Annotated in this window: 18 protein-coding genes; 6 read left to right on the top strand and 12 right to left on the bottom strand. The window is 53.5% G+C overall.

The window, feature by feature from the left end:
* Positions 1 to 10 precede the first annotated feature (10 nt).
* Positions 11 to 667 carry an adenylate kinase gene (adk, locus tag ADINL_RS09965; protein ID WP_036547256.1) on the top strand — a complete coding sequence of 219 codons (657 nt, stop codon included), beginning with the start codon at positions 11 to 13 and terminating at the stop codon, positions 665 to 667.
* A 28-nt stretch (positions 668 to 695) separates the two neighbouring features.
* Here the strand turns inward: adk and ADINL_RS09960 are convergent, their stop codons facing one another.
* Positions 696 to 1,325, bottom strand: a complete 630-nt coding sequence (locus ADINL_RS09960; protein WP_204368229.1) for a TetR/AcrR family transcriptional regulator — start codon at positions 1,323 to 1,325, stop codon at positions 696 to 698.
* A gap of 125 nt (positions 1,326 to 1,450) precedes the next feature.
* On the opposite strand from ADINL_RS09960, the gene ADINL_RS09955 reads away from it, so the two are divergent.
* Together ADINL_RS09955 and ADINL_RS15990 are read left to right on the top strand one after the other, a co-directional pair.
* A complete protein-coding gene (locus ADINL_RS09955) occupies positions 1,451 to 3,502 on the top strand; it encodes an NADH:flavin oxidoreductase (protein ID WP_036547253.1) in 2,052 nt (683 codons plus the stop codon).
* A gap of 227 nt (positions 3,503 to 3,729) precedes the next feature.
* On the top strand, positions 3,730 to 5,208 hold the full coding sequence (locus ADINL_RS15990) for a sensor domain-containing diguanylate cyclase (RefSeq protein ID WP_152547660.1): 1,479 nt from the start codon (positions 3,730 to 3,732) through the stop codon (positions 5,206 to 5,208).
* Positions 5,209 to 5,226: 18 nt separating this feature from the next.
* Here the strand turns inward: ADINL_RS15990 and ADINL_RS09945 are convergent, their stop codons facing one another.
* Positions 5,227 to 5,823 carry a pyridoxamine 5'-phosphate oxidase family protein gene (locus ADINL_RS09945; protein ID WP_036547251.1) on the bottom strand — a complete coding sequence of 199 codons (597 nt, stop codon included), beginning with the start codon at positions 5,821 to 5,823 and terminating at the stop codon, positions 5,227 to 5,229.
* Between the two features lie 91 nt (positions 5,824 to 5,914).
* Here ADINL_RS09945 and pdxR point away from each other — a divergent pair, with 91 nt between their 5' ends.
* Together pdxR and ADINL_RS09935 are read left to right on the top strand one after the other, a co-directional pair.
* Positions 5,915 to 7,360: a MocR-like pyridoxine biosynthesis transcription factor PdxR gene (gene pdxR / locus ADINL_RS09940; RefSeq protein ID WP_051632709.1), complete on the top strand. Its 1,446-nt coding sequence runs from the start codon at positions 5,915 to 5,917 to the stop codon at positions 7,358 to 7,360.
* 182 nt (positions 7,361 to 7,542) lie between these two features.
* Positions 7,543 to 9,216 (top strand): DUF342 domain-containing protein, encoded by a 1,674-nt coding sequence (locus tag ADINL_RS09935; protein WP_084154468.1) that lies wholly within the window; start codon positions 7,543 to 7,545, stop codon positions 9,214 to 9,216.
* A 9-nt stretch (positions 9,217 to 9,225) separates the two neighbouring features.
* Here the strand turns inward: ADINL_RS09935 and ADINL_RS09930 are convergent, their stop codons facing one another.
* Entirely contained in the window at positions 9,226 to 9,702 is a 477-nt protein-coding gene (locus ADINL_RS09930) for a YbhB/YbcL family Raf kinase inhibitor-like protein (RefSeq protein ID WP_036547246.1), read from the bottom strand.
* A 158-nt stretch (positions 9,703 to 9,860) separates the two neighbouring features.
* On the opposite strand from ADINL_RS09930, the gene rlmB reads away from it, so the two are divergent.
* A complete protein-coding gene (gene rlmB / locus ADINL_RS09925) occupies positions 9,861 to 10,598 on the top strand; it encodes a 23S rRNA (guanosine(2251)-2'-O)-methyltransferase RlmB (RefSeq protein ID WP_036547243.1) in 738 nt (245 codons plus the stop codon).
* 54 nt (positions 10,599 to 10,652) lie between these two features.
* Here rlmB and ADINL_RS09920 read toward each other — a convergent pair whose 3' ends face one another.
* The 9 genes from ADINL_RS09920 to prmA form a co-directional block, all read right to left on the bottom strand.
* Positions 10,653 to 11,837, bottom strand: coding sequence for an acetate/propionate family kinase (locus ADINL_RS09920; protein WP_036547241.1), 1,185 nt, complete (start codon positions 11,835 to 11,837; stop codon positions 10,653 to 10,655).
* 1 nt (position 11,838) lies between these two features.
* Positions 11,839 to 12,804 (bottom strand): bifunctional enoyl-CoA hydratase/phosphate acetyltransferase, encoded by a 966-nt coding sequence (locus ADINL_RS09915; protein ID WP_036547238.1) that lies wholly within the window; start codon positions 12,802 to 12,804, stop codon positions 11,839 to 11,841.
* A 79-nt stretch (positions 12,805 to 12,883) separates the two neighbouring features.
* Positions 12,884 to 13,255, bottom strand: coding sequence for a histidine triad nucleotide-binding protein (locus ADINL_RS09910; RefSeq protein ID WP_036547236.1), 372 nt, complete (start codon positions 13,253 to 13,255; stop codon positions 12,884 to 12,886).
* Between the two features lie 12 nt (positions 13,256 to 13,267).
* Positions 13,268 to 14,557 carry a phosphoribosylamine--glycine ligase gene (gene purD / locus ADINL_RS09905; protein ID WP_036547233.1) on the bottom strand — a complete coding sequence of 430 codons (1,290 nt, stop codon included), beginning with the start codon at positions 14,555 to 14,557 and terminating at the stop codon, positions 13,268 to 13,270.
* A gap of 13 nt (positions 14,558 to 14,570) precedes the next feature.
* The gene (purH, locus tag ADINL_RS09900; RefSeq protein WP_036547228.1) at positions 14,571 to 16,154 is read right to left on the bottom strand and encodes a bifunctional phosphoribosylaminoimidazolecarboxamide formyltransferase/IMP cyclohydrolase; all 1,584 of its coding nucleotides are present in this window, start codon (positions 16,152 to 16,154) and stop codon (positions 14,571 to 14,573) included.
* Positions 16,155 to 16,186: 32 nt separating this feature from the next.
* A complete protein-coding gene (fis, locus tag ADINL_RS09895; protein ID WP_036547323.1) occupies positions 16,187 to 16,465 on the bottom strand; it encodes a DNA-binding transcriptional regulator Fis in 279 nt (92 codons plus the stop codon).
* A gap of 25 nt (positions 16,466 to 16,490) precedes the next feature.
* Positions 16,491 to 17,471, bottom strand: a complete 981-nt coding sequence (gene dusB / locus ADINL_RS09890) for a tRNA dihydrouridine synthase DusB (protein WP_036547225.1) — start codon at positions 17,469 to 17,471, stop codon at positions 16,491 to 16,493.
* A 138-nt stretch (positions 17,472 to 17,609) separates the two neighbouring features.
* Positions 17,610 to 18,410: a DUF3426 domain-containing protein gene (locus ADINL_RS09885; RefSeq protein WP_036547222.1), complete on the bottom strand. Its 801-nt coding sequence runs from the start codon at positions 18,408 to 18,410 to the stop codon at positions 17,610 to 17,612.
* Between the two features lie 6 nt (positions 18,411 to 18,416).
* Entirely contained in the window at positions 18,417 to 19,313 is an 897-nt protein-coding gene (gene prmA / locus ADINL_RS09880; protein ID WP_036547219.1) for a 50S ribosomal protein L11 methyltransferase, read from the bottom strand.
* Between the last annotated feature and the right edge of the window lie 5 nt (positions 19,314 to 19,318).

Below are 19,318 nucleotides of genomic sequence, written 5' to 3'. Positions count from 1 at the left end.
TAAACCCTCAATGCGAATCATTCTGCTCGGCGCACCCGGTGCCGGTAAAGGTACCCAGGCCCAGTTTATTACTGAGAAGTTCGGCATTCCGCAGATCTCCACCGGTGATATGCTGCGTGCAGCTGTCAAAGCCGGTACACCACTGGGTGTGCAGGCGAAAAAAGTCATGGATGAGGGTGGTCTGGTGTCGGACGACATTATTATTGGCCTGGTTAAAGAGCGTATTACCGAAGCGGATTGTGCCAAGGGTTTTCTGTTTGACGGTTTTCCGAGAACGCTGCCCCAGGCCGATGCATTGAAAGATGCCGGTGTCAAAATTGATGCGGTGGTTGAGATCGATGTGGATGATGAAGAGATCATCAAGCGAATGAGTGGTCGTCGTGTGCATCCGGGATCAGGACGGACTTACCATGTTATTTTCAACCCGCCCAAGGTAGAAGGCGTGGATGATGTCACAGGTGAGGAACTGGTTCAACGTGCAGATGACCAGGAAGACACCGTACGTCAGCGTCTGAATGTGTATCATGATCAGACCAAGCCGCTGATCAACTATTACAAAGGCTGGGCTGAGCAGGATGCAGCCAATGCACCCACCTATGTCTATGTGGCGGGTGTGGGTAGTGTTGAAGAGATCCGTGACAAGGTGTTTGCCAGCCTTCAGGGCTGATTAACCGGCAGCCCTGCTGTGTCAGGGCTCAATTTATCGGGTCGGTGAACCCATGGCGATGATAAAAGCGCTTGAGTTCACTATCCGATGGGCCGTGACCGGTAAATACCCGCACATAGTTTTCGATACGTGTCATGCGCACATCCAGACTCTCCCGGGTCCGCATGGACACATAGCCTATTTGAGTCAGATAAAGGGTGCGAGCCCGAATGTCCGCTTCCTGTCCGGTATAACCAAAACGCTCGAACAGACTGCGCAATGCGTGTAAACGACGTTGATCAGCCTGATCGATTTCTGTCGCTACCTGCTCGGATTGCAGTGCCCAGTGGCGCATTGCAAACTCGAAAGCATCATCAAACAAATCCGGATCCAGCCAGCAGTCAAACACATTGAGTACAGCTTCACTGACTGATTCAGCATAGGCTTCGGTTTGCTGAATCAGATTGCCAGTATTTTTGTCCTTCCAGCGCTGTACCAGCGCATCCAGCAAGGCTTCCCGATCTTTGAAAAACCAGTAAAAACTGGTACGTGAAAGCCCCAGCTGCTTGGCCAGCGGTTGTATGCGTACAGATTCCACTCCACGCGAAATCAGCATGTCATAGGCAATATCTATCCAGACTTCTGGCGAGCCGCGCCAGCCGGTTTCAGGCATATTCATGTCGCGAAGAATACGGGCTTTGGTCGTTCAAGGCAATCTTGTGTTCATTGATGTACCTATAATTGACACACATGTACATTTTTACTAGTCTGCTGAATATAACAACACACCGGGAGCCTGTCGCCATGTCCAACGATTCACGGTCCAAAGATCCACTGTTGCAACCCTATCAGTTAAAGCATCTGACGTTGAAAAACCGTATCATGACCACGGCGCATGAGCCGGCTTACCCGGAAGATGGTATGCCGAAAGCCAAATACCGTGCCTACCATGCTGAACGGGCAAAAGCGGGTATTGCCCTGACCATGACAGCAGGCTCGGCGACGGTGTCTAAAGACAGCCCTCCGGTGTTCAACAATATTCTGGCCTACAAGGATGAAGTGGTGCCCTATATGCGTGATTTGGCCGATGCTTGCCACGAGCATGGAACGGCCGTCATGATTCAGCTGACCCATTTGGGACGGCGGACCCATTGGGCCAAAGGGGATTGGCTGTCTGTCGTGTCTCCGTCACATCATCGTGAAGCCAGCCATCGGGCTTTTCCGAAAAAAATGGAAGACTGGGATATTGAGCGGATTATCAAAGACTATGCGGATGCTGCCGAGCGCATGCATGCGGCTGGACTGGATGGTATCGAGCTGCAGGCCTATGGGCATCTAATGGATCAGTTCTGGTCACCCTTGACCAATACGCTGGAGGGGCCCTATGGCGGCTCACTGGAAAACCGCCTGCTGTTCACCTTTGATGTATTGCGCGAAATTCGTAAACGTGTGGGTGAGCAGTTTATTGTCGGAATACGTTATACCGCCGATGAACAGCTGCCAGGCGGGATTTCCGTTGAAGACGGCTTGTGGATCTCCGAGCAGTTGAAAGCCAGTGGTATGGTCGATTTCCTCAACGTGATTCGTGGACATATCGATACCGATGCCGGGCTGACGGATGTGATTCCGGTGCAGGGCATGCGTAATGCACCACATCTCGATTTTGCCGGAGAAGTACGAAAACTGACGGGTATGCCGACGTTTCATGCGGCCAAAATCCCGGATATTGCGACGGCACGTTATGCTATCGATTCCGGCAAACTGGATATGGTAGGCCTGACCCGCGCGCACATGGCGGACCCACATATTGTTCGGAAAATTCTGGCCGGTGAGGAAGATCGCATTCGTCCGTGTGTCGGGGCCAATTTTTGCCTGGACCGCATCTATCAGGGCGGGGACGCCTACTGTATTCATAACCCCGCGACCGGACGTGAATTGACCATGCCGCATGATATACCTGCAGCGGCAGAACCCAAAAAAATGTTAATCGTCGGTGCAGGTCCAGCCGGTCTGGAGGCCGCCAGAGTGGGAGCAGAACGGGGGCATCAGGTTACGGTCATGGAGGCTGCTGCCCTGCCGGGCGGACAGGTACGCCTGACTGCGCAGAGTGAGCGTCGTCGGGAGATGATCAGTATTATCGATTGGCGTATGGCTGAGTGCGAGCGTCTCGGGGTGCAATTCCGTTTTAACACCTGGGCAGAAGCCGCGGATGTGCTGGCTGAAGAAGCCGATGTGGTAATTCTGGCCACAGGTGGCTTGCCGCATACGGATGTGCTAAGCCAGGGGAATGAACTGGTGGTATCGACCTGGGATATTATTGCGGGTGATGTGAAACCGGGGCGCAATGTACTGATTTATGATGATGCCGGGGATCATGCTGCGTTGCAGGCAGCCGAGACGATTGCGGCCAGTGGTGCCAAAGTGGAAATCATGACGCCGGATCGCACCTTTGCACCGGAAGTTATGGCGATGAACCTGGTGCCCTATATGCGCAGCTTGCAGGCACAAGAGGTGACCTTCACTGTCACCTATCGTCTGGCGTCTGTGGAACGCCATGAGGGCGGGTTGCTGGCGCGATTGAGCAGCGACTATGGTGGCGTACTCAATACTCGCCATGTTGATCAGGTGGTGGTGAACCACGGAACCCTGCCGCTGGACGAGCTATATTTTGAGCTGAAGCCCCATGCCCTGAATCTGGGAGCTGTGGATTATGATGCGCTGATTGCCGGACAGCCGCAAACAGCGGTTCGCAACCCTGAAGGGCGCTTCCGTCTCTATCGGATTGGGGACGCGGTATCCGCACGTAATACCCATGCGGCTATCTATGACGCGTTGCGACTGGTCAAGGATATTTGATCGGTTGAGTGCCCGGTATTGCCGGGCACTCAGATGTTTTCAGTTTTCTCTTCAGCTTCTGCACTTTCTCTCCTTGCTTGACCCGCACCTGGTCTCGAATAACGCCCGATCCGGAAGACGGATTGCCTATTCAGAATAGGCGGTTTATGCTTCTTTACACTCCAAAAAAATAATAATCAGGAGATCGTACACTGACAGAAATTGCCAGAGAATCTCGCATTAATCGCTTGCCGCGGTTAACGCGCATCAATTACATGCCACGGGTGTTCGGATTTGTTGCGATTTTTGTTGCCATTTCCTGGCTGACGTATGTTCGTGACTGGTCCGCCTGGATCTATTTTTCTGCGGCTGTCTATTTTTTGCTCTATCCCCATGGTGTGTATTGGTTCGACCGTTTACGTGAATCACGCAAGGGGGTCGAAATTCCTGCCATGATGTTCGATGCGTTTATGCTGGCCTTATGGACAGTTGTGATCGAATTTTCCGGCTGGGTCAGCTTTACGTTTCTGGCTGCGGTTATTCTGAACAACACGATGACCGGTGGCTTGTCTCAGTTTATACGTGCGGCTTGCTGTTATGGTGCGGGCCTGCTGGTTGGCGCTTTGTTGTTTGGAACTCACTGGTCACCCGAGGCCCCGCTGGGTATCGAAGTCATGACCATGATTGCACTGCTGGTCTATATTTTTCTTGTTGCCAGAGTACTGTCCATACAGAACCGGCGTCTGTTCTGTACCAAAACAGACGCCGAAAAGAAGAATGTTATTTTTTTAACCATGCTTAAACTGACTGATTTGGGAGATCAATCAGAAACCCTTGAACGCCTGATTGATGAGGCCTTGAAAGTGCTGCAAGGACTTTATCCGAATCAATCCTTTGGATTTGTACTTAAAGATCCAGAGGTGTCTGCCCTGCACTTTGCCGCTTATACCCAGGATCTGGACGAGGAGCAGCGTGACCGTTTGCAGTGCCAGTTGTCTCGGGTGAGTGAGTATTTACCTAAAGGGCATTTTGTGAACATCACAGATCAGGGTAATGATAGTTATGTGTTTCCGTTGAAGCAGCGCTTTGATCGTTTTCAAGGGCTGTTGCTGATTCATGGGCAGAAGCTGCCTGAGGATGAGCGTCAATCGATGAAGTTGCTACTGAAACAGCTCAGTACCACGATTGCCAACAAGTTGCTCTCCCTGGAGTTGAAATCCGCTGCTGAGCGGGATGCGCTAACCGGTATCTATAATCGTGGTCGGTTGGAGCAGGAAATCGCCAAGGCTCAGTTAAGGCTCCGTGATAATGTGAATGCACATTTTAGCGTTATTTTGATCGATCTGATTGGCTTAAAACAGATCAATGATCAATACGGCCATATCGCGGGTGATCAATTGATTTGCAGCGCAGCCGATGCTTTGCGTGCGATCTGCAGAGAAGATGATCGTTTATTTCGATTTGGTGGTGATGAATTTGTCATCCTGTGTATGGATGAAACAGGGCAAGGTGCCAGGGCCCTGATGCAGCGTATCCACGACAACGTCAAGGGGCGGGTGGTATCTTTGCCCACTGATCAAGGTGACACCCTGGCTGTACCTGTTGAACTCAGTGTTGGTCTGGCCTGCTCTGATCAGGTACCGCCGGATGAGGTCCTGAAGTGTGCTGATGAGCGGATGTATGAAGACAAAAAACACTGGTATGCGGAACATGATCGATACCGTTAGATGGGTTCCGATAGCGGGTTACTCGTAGATAATTTCGCCGAGTTGCAGGTGTATGGGTTGAACACCTGCCCAAACCGGCAGTTGCATATCCTCCGGATCATCGACCGGGCCTCCGGTTCTGATTTTGGCGGCAATGTTGCTGAGCGTGAATGCCAGAACGCTGGTGGCTTTGAGTTCCGTCGCATTGGCAGGGCGTGCTTCTTTTGAGCGGCCGCTATGGAACTTTTCCATCAATGCATCCAGTGATGCACACTTTTCTGCTTCATCGGTTACCAGTCTGGCCTTGCCATACAGAATCACACTACGGTAGTTCACCGAATGGTGAAAGGCAGAGCGTGCAAAGACGATCCCATCCAACAGCGTAATCGCAATGCTGCCTTCCGCGCCATTAATCAGCCGCTGAAACAGCCCGTTTTTGGCAGAGCCATGTACATAGAGGGTCTCACCTACCCGCCAGTGCAGTGTGGGCTGAATATAAGATGCCTGTTCATCACCACAGGCAAGGTGGCATACCAAGGCTTCATCAATAATGGCATGAATAACAGCCTGATCATAATTGGCTCGCTTGGGGCCGCGGATAACGCGGTTTCGATCATTGATTGGATAGGTGCTCATGGTCGTGTCCTTTACTGTGGATAAATCTCAGTGTAGGGGGCTAAAATGGGTAGTAAAAGATCCAATTTCTGTAAAATTAATAGGCCCAATATTGACACGCTTGCCTCTGACTCCGTTTAATCCTTTAACCCATCCCGGCTTGCCTCGTTATCGACAGGTGTTTGTCTGGTTGCAGCAAGCCATACTCGCTGCCGAGCTGAAAAGCGGTGAGCAACTACCGGCTACGCGGGAGCTTGCCCATCAGTTGAATGTGTCCCGTAATACGGTGAAAAGCGCCTTTGAGTTGTTACAAGCGGAAGGCTATATTGAAGCCCGTCAGGGGGCCGGCAGCTTTGTGATTGATTTGCCTGCCCATCTGTTGCGGCATGCGCCTGTAACCCACTCAGATGCTTTGGCTCAATCATCGCTACCGGGTTTAAATCACCGCCTGGATGCTTTGCAGGCATTTCGTATACCGGAAACACGTGCCCCTCAGCGTCTACAGCCGGCGGTTCCTGCTTTGGATGCGTTTCCATTACAGCAGTGGAAACGCTGCCTGGGTCAGTCGGTCTCCCGGCATCAGCTTCAGCACACCCCTTTGGCGGGAGATGGGTTGTTGCGAGAGGAACTGGTCATGCATCTGGCGAGCCGTCGGGGTATTCAGGTGGATGCATCACAGCTGCTGATTACTTCAGGTTCGCAGCAAGCCCTGCATCTGGTAGCTGAGTTGCTGTTATGTCCGAATGACAGGGTATTAGTTGAATCGCCAGGTTATCCGGGAACAGCGGCAGTGATGCGAGCAGCCGGTGCGAAGGTTGAATCAATCAGTTGGCAGCTATTACAACAAGGGTTGCCGACTGGGTTGAAGGCAGCGTGTTTGTGTGTGACGCCCTCACGTAATTTTCCATTGGGACACACGCTGACTCTACAGGCTCGGCTGGCGTTACTGAACTGGGCTGAACAGCAAGACTGCTGGATTATTGAAGATGATTTTGACTGCGAGTTTGCCACCGGGCAGCCCATCACAGCCCTCTATGCATTAAGTCGAGAACAGCGGGTGATCTATACCGGGACCTTCAGCCGCACCATGTTTCCAGCGTTGCGCTTGGGCTATCTGGTACTCCCGCCAGCCCTGGTACCGGGCATGCTCAAGTTACGTGGCTATCAGGATGGTGGGCTGACGCGCCTGTCTCAGCATGCGCTTGGTAAATTCATGGCTGAGGGCTATTACAGTCGGCATTTGAAAAAAATGCGCCAGCTTTACCAGCAACGCCGTGAGGCGCTCATCACAGCTATCGCGGCTTCGCCTTTATCTGAATTGCCTGTGATTGATGCAGGTGGCGGTATGCATCTGGTTCAGGCTTTGCCATCGGGTCGTGCGGATCAGGCTCTATGTCAGCGCCTCAATCAGGAGGGCATAGGAGCCCGTCCTTTATCGGCCTACGACCCCTTGAACCAACAGCAGGGGTTAATTCTGGGTTTCAGCGCAGATACGGCCGATCAGATAGACGATGCCGTATCACATCTGGGGTTGGTATATCGTCAAACCTTGTGTTGATAGGGTCTGCTGGACTACTGGCTAAGTGCTGGGTTTTTACAGGCACTGGAGGATGTATATAGTCGCGCAGACGTCTGTATTAGATGTTGCTGTTTGATTTTTGATCAGTTGTTATGCTATAGGTTAGTATTATGGTTGACAAAGTCAGCCGATTTGAGCCATTAGAATAATTACAAAGGCCTATGTCCTCATTAGCAGCTGAACCTTCCCAGGACAACACTGCTGCAAATCAGTCTCTGGTTTCAGCGGTTTTGTTCACTTTCGATCCAGACACCCGGTCCGTACTGGCAACACTGGAGTCCTCTCCGGCTGCGCATAAAATAGACTTACCCATGCTTCAGGCACTTTTGGACGCTCAGGGATATGGTGCGTTTTATACATCTCATTCTGCGATAGACGAACTGATTCTCCAGGCCAGCCAGGGCAATGCGTGCAGTAAAGTCATAGCGTATCAACGAGATGCTGAGCTGGAATGGATGGTCAACCCCGATAAAATGGCCGTGTATCTAACAGTGCTGCCATCTTGTGGCGGTAAAGCAATAACCCGTGACTGGTTGATTGAAGAGCTGCAAGCGCAGGGGATCGATGAAACCTGTGTGGATCAGGCTGCCTTGGATCAGGTGCTGACGGTTGGTCAGGCGGAACGTCTCTGTGTGGCGCGTGGTATTGAACCTGTGTCTGGATTGAATAGCCGGTTTGAAGTGCTTGTTGAAGGCTGTAAAAAGCTGCTTCCGGGCTATTCAGAAGAAGAGCAGGTTGACTTTCATCAGGTGCAGGATTTTATTGTGGTTGAAAGGGGAGAAGTGCTGATGCAGCGCTTGCCGCCTACCGCTGGCGTACCTGGATTGACTGTGCTGGGTGAGGTGTTGCCTGCTGAACCCGGAGAAGTACTGGAGTTCAATACTGATGTGGAAGGTGCAATCGTTGATCCGGATAATCCGGATCAACTAGTCGCCACGGTCAAAGGACATCCTGTACTGCTAGGAAATGGTGTCTTTGTTGACCCAACACTCCGGATTGATTCGATCAACCTTGAGAGTGGCAATATCGATTTTGATGGGTCGGTTGAGGTGAAAGGCGACGTTACCAGTGGCTTTTCGCTCAAGGCAACTGGCGATATTGTGATTCGCGGTATGGTTGAAAAAGCCACCGTGATTGCCGGTCGAAATCTGACTGTTGTTGGCGGTGTGGCAGGAGAGGACCTGGGACGTGATCAGAATAACGAGCTGATTCTCAAGGCACGCCTCAGAGCAGGCGGTAATATCAGAGCTAAATATACCAATCTGGCTTATCTTCGTGCCGGCGGTGATATTATTGTTCGTGAGTTTGTGTTGCAAAGCCACCTGTCTGCCAAGGGAGGCGTCTATCTGACCCAGCCTGGTAGTAAGGGCTGTATTATCGGTGGAAAAATCCTTGCCCGCAGTGAAATAGTTGCCAATTGCCTTGGGAGTGATGCGAATGTTCCGACGCAGGTCCGAGTCGGCAGAGTCAATTGTAAACGCAAGCTGGAAGAGCAGCTTCAGACGGAGTACAGCAATTGCCTTGCTAACTGTGAAAAACTGGAGAAAGTGCTCGCCTCTTCTGAAAGTCCGGAGCATAAAACATCAATCAACGAACAGTTGAGTCTTAAAATTAAGGCTACGCGTCAAGCTTATGTACAGAAGGCCGAACGGATCAAGGCCGTTCAGGCACGACTGAACGGCCGCAAGCAGACGCACTGTGATGCCACAGTGACGGTCAAAATCATGATCTATCCAAACGTCTGCATCGCAATTGATGGGGCAACCTATCACAACCGGGCGTGTAAGGGAGGCTGCTACCTGGTACGCGAAGGCTTGGAGGTTGTTTCACGTTGAGAGTCAACACTAGCCACGCTGATAAGTGCCCACCAGCCGATTGATGCCAAGCAAATAGGGTTCTGTCTGGCTCAGTAGCTCGGCCATACTCAGACCGGCAGGCAGATCCAGCGGGCGGTCCAGTGCCAGTATCCAGAAATAGTAATGATGAGTGCCGTGTCCTTCAGGGGGCATAGGGCCACCATAACCCGACTTGCCGAAGTCATTGCTGCCTGACGTACCTTCAGTCGTGGCTTCTTCCAGATGACGTAAATTGCCGGGCAGGTTGTATAGCACCCAGTGGACAAAACCATAACTGCCTTGTTTTACCAGCGGGGCATCCGGGTCGTGACAGATGATGGCAAAGGCTTGGGTGCCATCGGGAACCTGGTCCCAGGACAAGGCTGGAGAAAGGTCTTCTCCTTCACCTGTATGACGTGCCGGAATAGGACCGCCAGAGGTGAACGCCTGGCTGTTCAGTGTGATACTGGAAAGTGCAAAACCCATAATCTGCTCCTGATAACCGATGAAAACCTAAGAGGTGTTTCAGTATTGTCGCTGCTGCAGGGCTTTTCAAGCCTTGTACAGGATTCTGCTGATGGCAGACTGCCTCCCCGGATCGGTTTTCTGCTAACATAGACCTTTATTTTCAAGAGTCAGGTGTCATGTCTTCAGAGCGGGTGTTTGGGCTTCATGCTGTCGGTTCGGTGTTGCAGCGAGATCCTGCACGGGTCAAAGTGCTGTTTGTTCAGGAAGGGCGGGAAGATGACCGTCTGAACGGTTTGCTGGCAGAGGCCGAGGCGGCGGGAGTCACCGTTCAGCGCAGTGCGCGTAAGCGGCTGGATGCGATGGTGGATGGAGTGCATCAGGGGGTGGTGGCTGAGTGCAAGGCGATCAGCGCAGGTGATGACAGTGATTTGCAGAACATCCTCGCATCGTTGCCTGAAAACCCGCTGTTTCTGGTGCTGGATGGCGTAACTGATCCTCACAACCTGGGTGCTTGTTTGCGGACGGCTGAAGCTGCGGGTGTGCTGGCCGTGATTGCACCAAAAGACAAGTCGGCACCTCTGAACGCGACCGTCAGCAAGGTCGCCTGTGGCGCGGCAGAAATTGTGCCGTATATCCAGGTGACAAACCTGTCGCGTGCCTTGCAGGCGTTGCAGCAGGCAGGTGTCTGGATCACCGGAACGGCGGGGGAAGCTGAGCAAACTCTGTATGACGTTGAGCTGAAGGGCGCGGCGGCATTGGTGATGGGCGCGGAAGGTAAAGGCATGCGCCGCCTCACACGAGAGCATTGTGACCAGCTGATCAAAATTCCCATGCTGGGCAGCATCAGCAGTCTGAATGTTTCAGTCGCAACCGGTGTGTGTCTGTATGAAATGGTGCGTCAGCGCGGACTCTAGCTGCTCTGGAAACAGGGACTGACAGCTATGCTGCCGGTCCCGTCTGTATCGGATTCAGTGAATTTGATGCAGGGTATGCATCGCAATCATCATCTCTTCATCCGTTGGAATGACCCGTAGCATTAATGCGGACGCATCTGTACTGATCTGCAGGGCATGTTTCAGGTTTGCCTCGGCATCCAGTTCTGCACCCAGCCAGCGGCAACGCTCAATGACCCGAGCGCGCACATCGGCATCATTTTCACCGACACCGCCGGTAAAGACGATCTGCTCGACTCCCCCCATAGCTGCTGCCAGTCGACCGGCTTCTTCAGCAATGCGCAGGCAGAACAGGTCAATGGCTTCTTCTGCATGCGGGTGCGCAGCCTTGTGCAGCTCCAGCATTTCTGAACTGATGCCGCCAGAGACGCCATACCAGCCGCTCTCTTTGTACAGCAGCGCCTCAATGGCATCCACATCCATGGCATATTCACGCATCAGATACAGCAGGACGCCCGGATCTATATTGCCGCAGCGACTGCCCATGGGCAGACCTTCAACAGCCGTAAAGCCCATACTGGAAGCGACAGAGCGTTCATCGGCAATGGCACACATGCTGGCCCCTGCGCCCAAATGGCAGACAAGGGTTTTCAGCTGGCTGCTGTCACACTGTTTCAACTGATGCAGAATAAATTCATAAGACAGACCATGAAAGCCATACTTCATCACCCCCTCATCGCTGAGTCGGCGCGGCAGCGCATAGAGGCGCTCCAGACGTGACTGGCTGGCGTGGAACATGGTGTCAAAGCAGCCGACCACCGGCAGTGCTGGCAGCAGTGTCCGAATGGCTTCAATCAGCTTCAGGTTATAGGGCTGGTGCAGCGGCGCCAGCGGGATAAACTGTAACAGCTGGCTGCTGATTTCGTCATCGATCAACACCGGCGCGCTGAAAGCGTTCCCGCCATGGACAATGCGGTGACCGGTTGCCACCAGCTGGTGGTCCGGGTAACGCTGCTGCAGCCAGTTGAGCACTTCATTCAGTGCCGCCTGATGCCGTTGTTCCCGGCCGATATCGTCCATATCCAGTGTGGTTGATGCCAGTGGGGTACCTGCCGCATCAGTGGCACTGAAGCGTACGCCACTGCCGAGCAGATTACCCAGTTTGATAACACAGAGATTCTCCAGTGTGTCCTGATGGACTTGATACAAGCCGCATTTCAGGCTGGAAGAACCCCCGTTAATGGTTAACAGGGTTTTCATGTCAGCTGTCCTGTTCCGGATGGTAGACCATGTGAGATGCCATGGCACAGGAGGCCAGGCGTCCCAGTGTACCTTCGGCACGGCTGGTCAGGATAATGGGCACTTTTGCGCCGACAGCCAGTCCGGCAGACTTAGCGCCTGCAAGATAAATCAACTGCTTGGCAATCATGTTGGCAGACTCAAGGTCGGGTGCCAGCAATATATCGGCTTCGCCTGAAACCGGAGAGTCGATATGCTTGTCAATCGCGGCCTGTAACGAAATGGCGTTATCAAATGCCAGAGGACCATCCAGTATGGCACCTTTGATCTGGCCACGGTCGGCCATTTTGCACAGTGCGGCGGCATCAATCGTGCTTTGCATTGCGGGTTTCACTTTCTCGACAGCGGCCAGAATAGCCACTTTGGGTTTGTGAATGCCCAGCGAGTGACAGAAGTTAATCGCATTCTGCACTATGTCGCGCTTGGTCAGCAGATCGGGTGCCACATTGATGGCGGCATCAGTAATGACCAGAGGTTTATGGTAGTTGGGAATATCGAATACCCACACGTGGCTGAGGCGACGCTCAGTACGTATCCCTTTGGTTTTGTGTATCACCGCTGCCAGCAGCTCCGAGGTACCCAGGCTGCCTTTCATCAGGGCTACGGCTTCGGCACAGCGAACCAGTTGGCACGCACGTTCGGCAGCTTCATGACTGTGCTCGGTGCTGACGATTTCGTAAGGGGACAGATCCACACCTTCGGCTTCAGCTGCCGCACGAATCTTGTGTTCCGGACCAACCAGCAAGGGTTCAATCAGGCCTTGCTCGGCAGCTTCGATGGCTCCCATAAGGCTGTTATGGTCAACCGGGTGAACGACAGCCGTACGAATCGGTGTAGCCTGCCGTGCCTGCTCAATAAAGAACTCCAGCTGATCATGGACCGGTGGACGTTCTTTACGCAGGCTGACAGAGGGGTTTGCATCACTCATGGTCTGACTCCTTGTTAGTCACAGAGCATCATAATAGCAGAGTTTTTGCCATTATGACGCACTGCAGCATAAGAGTCACTTAGTCGTCGATGGCGACCTTGAGAGTATCCTGATAGGGAGGCCAGCCCAAGGGTTTGCCGCCCAGCAAGTGCAGGTGAATATGGTAGACGGTTTGTCCACCATGTCGATTGCAATTAAAGACAGTGCGGTAGCCATCATCAGCAAAGCCATGGTCTGCAGCCAGTTTTGCGGCGACCCAGTGCAGATGTCCAACCACCTCACGATCCTCGACGCTGATATCATTAAGCGTTGCCAGGTGCTGGCGCGGAATGATCAGCGCATGAAAGGGAGCCTGTGGATTAATATCCATAAAGGCCACAGCCAGTTCATCTTCGTAGATCTTGTTGGCCGGAATGTCGCCAGCCACAATTTTGCAAAACAGACAGTCCATGGTTCGCTCCTGTTATTCCGATTGTTGCTCGCGTGCAATCGCCCGGTAACCAATATCGTGACGGAAGAATGCATCCTGCCAGCGGATCTGGTGCACGGCCTGATAGGCACGTTGCTGCGCCTCGCTGACACTCTTGCCCAGGGCTGTGGCGCAAAGCACACGTCCGCCTGCAGTGACCACTTTGCCAGAGACCAAGGCTGTACCGGCATGGAAAATTTTACTGTCACTGTCCAGTTCGACAGGCAGTTCAATTTCGTCGCCTTTACGATAGTCGCCCGGATAGCCACCGGCAGCCATGACGACGCCAACAGCAGGACGAGGATCCCAGTCAGCATCCACCTGATCCAGACGCTGTTCCAGAGCAGCCAGGCACAGATCAGCCAGGCTGGTATTCAGACGCATCATGATAGGCTGGGTTTCCGGATCGCCAAAACGACAATTGTACTCAATCACTTTAGGCTCTCCGGCCGGGCTGATCATCAGTCCTGCATAGAGGAAGCCGGTATAGGGATTGCCTTCTGCCGCCATGCCGCGGACAGTTGGCAGAATCACCTCTTGCATGATGCGATCATGAATCTGCGGTGTAACCACCGGTGCCGGGGAGTAAGCACCCATTCCGCCGGTGTTGGGACCCGTATCCGCATCGCCTACACGTTTATGGTCCTGACTGGTTGCCATGGGCAGCACATGTTCGCCATCGACCATCACGATAAAGGAGGCTTCTTCACCTTCCAGAAACTCTTCGATAACGACCCTGTGTCCGGCATCACCAAAGGCATTGCCTGCCAGCATGTCGCGTACAGCCTCTTCGGCTTCGCTGAGAGTCATGGCGACAATGACGCCTTTCCCGGCTGCCAGACCATCCGCTTTGATCACAATCGGAGCACCCTGTTGACGCAGGTAAGCCAGTGCTGCATCCACATCAGTAAAGTTCTGGTAAGCACCGGTTGGAATCTGGTGGCGTGCCAAAAAGTCCTTGGTAAAGGCTTTTGAACCTTCCAGTTGAGCAGCAGCGGCACTCGGGCCGAATATTTTCAGTCCGGCGGCCTGAAAGGCATCCACCACACCCGCGACCAGCGGTGCTTCAGGGCCCACGATGGTCAGATCGATCGCCTCTTGCCGGGCGAAATGGATCAATCCCTCTGTATCCAGAGCGTCCAGATCCAGGTTGCTGACTTTAGGCTCATGCGCTGTGCCTGCGTTGCCGGGTGCCACATACACCGCGGTGACTTTGGTATCGCGTGCGACAGCCCAGGCCAGCGCATGCTCGCGTCCACCGGAACCGATAATCAGTATCTTCATGCAAACTCCTGGTTTAGTGGCGGAAATGGCGCATACCGGTAAAGACCATGGCCATGCCATGTTCATTCGCTGCGTCGATCACTTCCTGATCGCGCATGGAGCCGCCGGGTTGAATGACTGCGGTAATACCCGCTTCGGCAGCAGAGTCGATGCCATCCCGGAAAGGGAAGAAGGCATCAGATGCCATCACTGAGCCCTTGACCTCCAGGCCTTCATCTGCCGCCTTGATGGCAGCAATACGTGCTGAATAGACGCGACTCATCTGGCCGGCACCAATACCGATCGTCTGGCCATCCCGTGCATAAACAATCGCATTGGACTTAACAAACTTTGCTACTTCCCAGCAGAACAGCAGGTCACGGATTTCCTGCTCGGATGGCTGGCGCTCAGTGACAATTTTCAACTGTGAAACATCAATCATGCCGATATCACGGTCCTGGATCAGCAAGCCGCCATTGACGCGCTTGTAGTCCAGCCCCGCTGCACGTTGCACATCCCACTGACCACACTCGAGCAGGCGTACATTCGGCTTGCTGGCAACTATGTCAGAAGCTTCTGCACTAACGGTGGGGGCGATAATCACTTCAACAAACTGACGGTCTACGATGGCCTGGGCCGTCTTGCCATCCAGTTCGCGGTTGAAAGCAATAATGCCGCCAAACGCAGAGGTTGGGTCTGTCTGGAAGGCCCGGTTGTAAGCCTCCAGCAGGTTGCTTCCAACCGCTACGCCGCACGGGTTGGCATGTTTAACGATAACGCAGGCGGGCTCACGGAAGGGCTTGACACATTCCAGGGCTGCATCTGTGTCCGCAACGTTGTTGTAGGACAGCGCCTTGCCTTGTACCTGTCGTGCTGTTGCCACAGAGGGTTCTGCCGGGTTGGCTTCAACGTAAAAAGCGGCTTTCTGGTGAGGGTTCTCGCCGTAGCGCATCTCTTGCGCCTTGATAAACTGGGTGTTGAAGGTACGCGGGAAGCTGGCAGGCTCCAGATCATCGCCTTCGGTCAGCGTACCCAGATAGTTGGCGATCATGCCGTCATAAGCAGCGGTATGTTCAAAGGCTTTGACCGCCAGATCAAAGCGTGTGGCGTAGCTCAGCCCCTGTTGTGCATCTAGTTCCGCCAGAATACGCGGATAGTCACTGCTGTTAACAACGATGGCTACATCCTTGTGGTTCTTGGCTGCGGAGCGGACCATGGTCGGGCCGCCAATGTCGATGTTTTCAATGGCCATGTCCAGATCGCAGTCAGGCCGGGCAATAGTCTGGGCGAACGGGTAGAGGTTCACCACGACCATATCGATCGGCGCGATGCTGTGAGCCGCCATAACTGCATCATCCTGACCACGGCGTCCGAGGATGCCGCCATGAATTTTCGGGTGCAGGGTTTTGACGCGGCCATCCATCATTTCAGGAAAACCGGTGTGATCAGATACTTCAACAGCGGGGATACCCTGCTCCTGGAGCAGTTTGTAGGTGCCGCCGGTAGAGAGGATTTCAACACCGCGTGCGCTGAGGGCGCGGGCGAAGTCGGTGATGCCGGTTTTATCAGAAACGCTGATCAATGCACGGCGGACTTGGGTGACAGGGAGCTGAGACATAAATTACTCGGACCAGTTTGTGGGTTCAGGAATTACAGGAGACCGTATTGTTTCAGTTTCTTTCGCAGCGTACCGCGATTCAGACCCAGCAATTCAGAAGCTTTGGTCTGATTATCTTTGGTGTAAGCCATGACACTTTCAAATAACGGGGCTTCGATTTCTGACAGCACCATCTGGTACACATCCGTGACCGGCTGGCCATCCAGCTGCTTGAAGTAGCTGGTCATCGACTGGTGCACATTGTCACGCAGTGTCTGTGGTGGCGTGGTTGGTTGTGTGAGGTGGGAGTCTTTCACAATTTTGTTATCCATTGCGTTCATAAACTTAATCCTGATGTCAGGCAGCAGTGCGGCGCTGTTCTGCCAAAAAATCGGCCAGGGCACTGCTCTGTCGTTCTACTGATTCGATTGTATTGAAACTCTTCCGAAAAGCCTGTCCCTGTTCAAAGTGTTGCAGGTACCAGCCAATGTGCTTGCGCGCAATCCGCAACCCGAGCACTTCGCCATAAAAACGGTGAAGTGCCTGCAGGTGTTGTTGCATGATTGTGCTGATTTCATCCTGCGGTGCGGCCGGATGTGTCTGGCCTGTACGCAGGTAGTGGTCGATCTCACGAAATAGCCAGGGGCGTCCCTGGGCGGCACGACCTATCATGACCGCATCTGCACCGGTTTTTCTCAGAACCTGGTGCGCTTTTTCGGGTGAGTCGATATCGCCATTGGCAAATAGCGGAATCTGAATGACATCACGAATCCGTGCGAGGGTGTCATACTCGGCTTCACCACGGTAGCCGTCTGCACGCGTGCGTCCATGAACAGCCAGTGCCTGAATGCCAATGGCTTCAGCCATACGAGCCAGCTCAATACCATTTCGGCTTTCCGGGCACCAGCCAGTACGCATTTTCAGTGTTACTGGCAGATCGACGGCGTTGACCACTGCTTCCAGAATCTCTTTGACCAGCTCGGGTTCTCGCATCAGTGCTGAACCTGCTGCCCGGTTACACACTTTTTTGGCAGGACAACCCATATTGATATCAATAATTTGTGCGCCACGTTCAGCATTCATCCGAGCTGCATCCGCCATCATGGCAGGGTCGGAACCTGCGATTTGTACGGAACGGGGTGTGGCTTCACCGGTATGGTCGAGTCGGAAAGCAGATTTGCGGGTTTTCCAGAAAGCAGTGTCAGATATGACCATTTCGGACACAGCCATCCCTGCGCCCAGCCGTCGGCATAGCTGGCGAAATGGGCGGTCAGTGATGCCAGCCATCGGTGCCAGTATTACCTTGCTATCGATGCTGTAGGGGCCAATCCGGAACATGTCATACCTTACGTGGGTCAGAAAATATCCGATACGCCGTAGCGCATCTTTAAAACAGGGTCATTTCTCGGAAGGGGGACAATGATACCCCTTAAGGCGAAGGGCTCCAAGTCGAATCTGATGATTTTTTGATCTGTTTCAGTGTTCCGGTTCGGGATTGGCGATCCAGTCGATCTCGTAGCCCAGATGTCCCGTGGCTGGACGTTGTATCATCAAACGGATGTTCAGACGTGCACCTGGTTCGATCTGTGTGCTGTCAGAGCCTGGGAGATATTCGACGGGTAGCAGATCCCGTGCTGCCAGAATACGCCCGCTGGAATCGCTGAAGTGAATTCTGAGCTGTGGCAGGCTGACGGGTAGCGAGTGGGTGTTATGCAAGCCGGTCAGGAGCTCCAGAGCGTCATCGGGAGAGTCTAGCTGACGTACCAGCACGTGGGTTGTTTGCAGACCTTTGAGTCCTGACTGGCTTGGGAGTGTACAGTCAAGGTATCGGCAGCTCCACTGATAGACATCTGTCAGCCAGGGATCGCTGGAAAGCTGCGCGCGCTCAAACCAGAGATATTGGCCTGCCAGTAACAATAATGCCAGCACAGAACCACTGAATGCCCAGCCTTCATAACGACGTGAGGGTGGCGGGCGACGATGCAGTTCTGGTGGATCTGCACGCAACTGGCTGAGCAGTGTCAGAGGATCAGCCGGCTGGGGTGGTATGGCTTTAGCTGTTGTTTCCTGACGTTTGGGTTCGGGCTGAACCGGTGAGGTCGCAGGGGAAGAAGGGGGCGTCCGCGGCGTCAAGGGCGGTGTTGCAGGTCGCTGCAAGGCATCGAAAACAGTCAGACATTGACCGCAACGTACCTTGCCATTCGCAATGCGCAGCTGTCCTGGCGTCACACTGTAACGTGCTTTGCAGGCTGGGCATTGAGCGACCTGTTTAGTCATGATGCATTACCGACGTTGGGCTGTAATACGAATCCAGTTATCTTTTGTGGCGACTGCATCCAGATCAAAGTTGGCCGTATAGGCCTGCTGTATTTCGTCTGCCTGATGGTCCAGTAATCCGGATAGCAGCAGTTTACCACCGGGTTTGAGCAGTTTGCTAAACACCGGCTCCAACTGGATTAACGGACCGGCCAGAATGTTGGCAATCAACAGATCTGCCTGGCATTCGGGTACTTCTGGTGGCAAGTACGTGGTCAGGCAAGCGTCGTCCAGCTGGTTGCGTTGAAGGTTGTCACGCGTTGCCAGCAGCGCCTGCGGATCTATATCTACAGCCAGTACCTTTTGGGCGCCCAGTAGCAGTGCAGCAATGCCCAGAATGCCTGAGCCACAGCCATAGTCGATTACCTGCAAGCCTTTCAGCTCTGTGGCATCCAGCCATTCCAGACACAGGGCTGTTGTGGGGTGTGTGCCTGTACCGAATGCCAGTCCCGGGTCGAGTAACAGGTTAACGGCCTGTGGGTCGGGTACTTCGCGCCAGCTTGGGCAGACCCAGAGGCGTTGCCCGAATTGCATCGGATGGTACATGTCCATCCAAGCTCGCTCCCAGTCCTTATCCTCCAGTATCTCTGCATGGATATGAGGAACAGCCTGGCCAGCGGGTAAGAGTTCTGGCGCACGGGCACGGATATGGCTCAGTGTTGTTTCCAGGTCATGTTCGGCGGAAAACAGACCGGTCACGACGGTGGATTGCCACAGTGGCGTGGTGCCAAGATCGGGTTCAAAGATAGGTGTGTCTTCAGCGTCCTGAAAGGTCACTGCAGCACAGCCAGCTTCCAGTAGCAGATCCTCAAAGGCATCGGCTTGTTCAGGGGAGACGGGAATTTTGATCTGCAACCATGACATAATGT

This window comes from Nitrincola lacisaponensis (assembly GCF_000691225.1).
GTDB lineage: Bacteria > Pseudomonadota > Gammaproteobacteria > Pseudomonadales > Balneatricaceae > Nitrincola > Nitrincola lacisaponensis.
The sequence above is the reverse complement of the archived record's forward strand: the minus strand, read 5'-3'. Positions and strand labels throughout refer to the sequence as shown.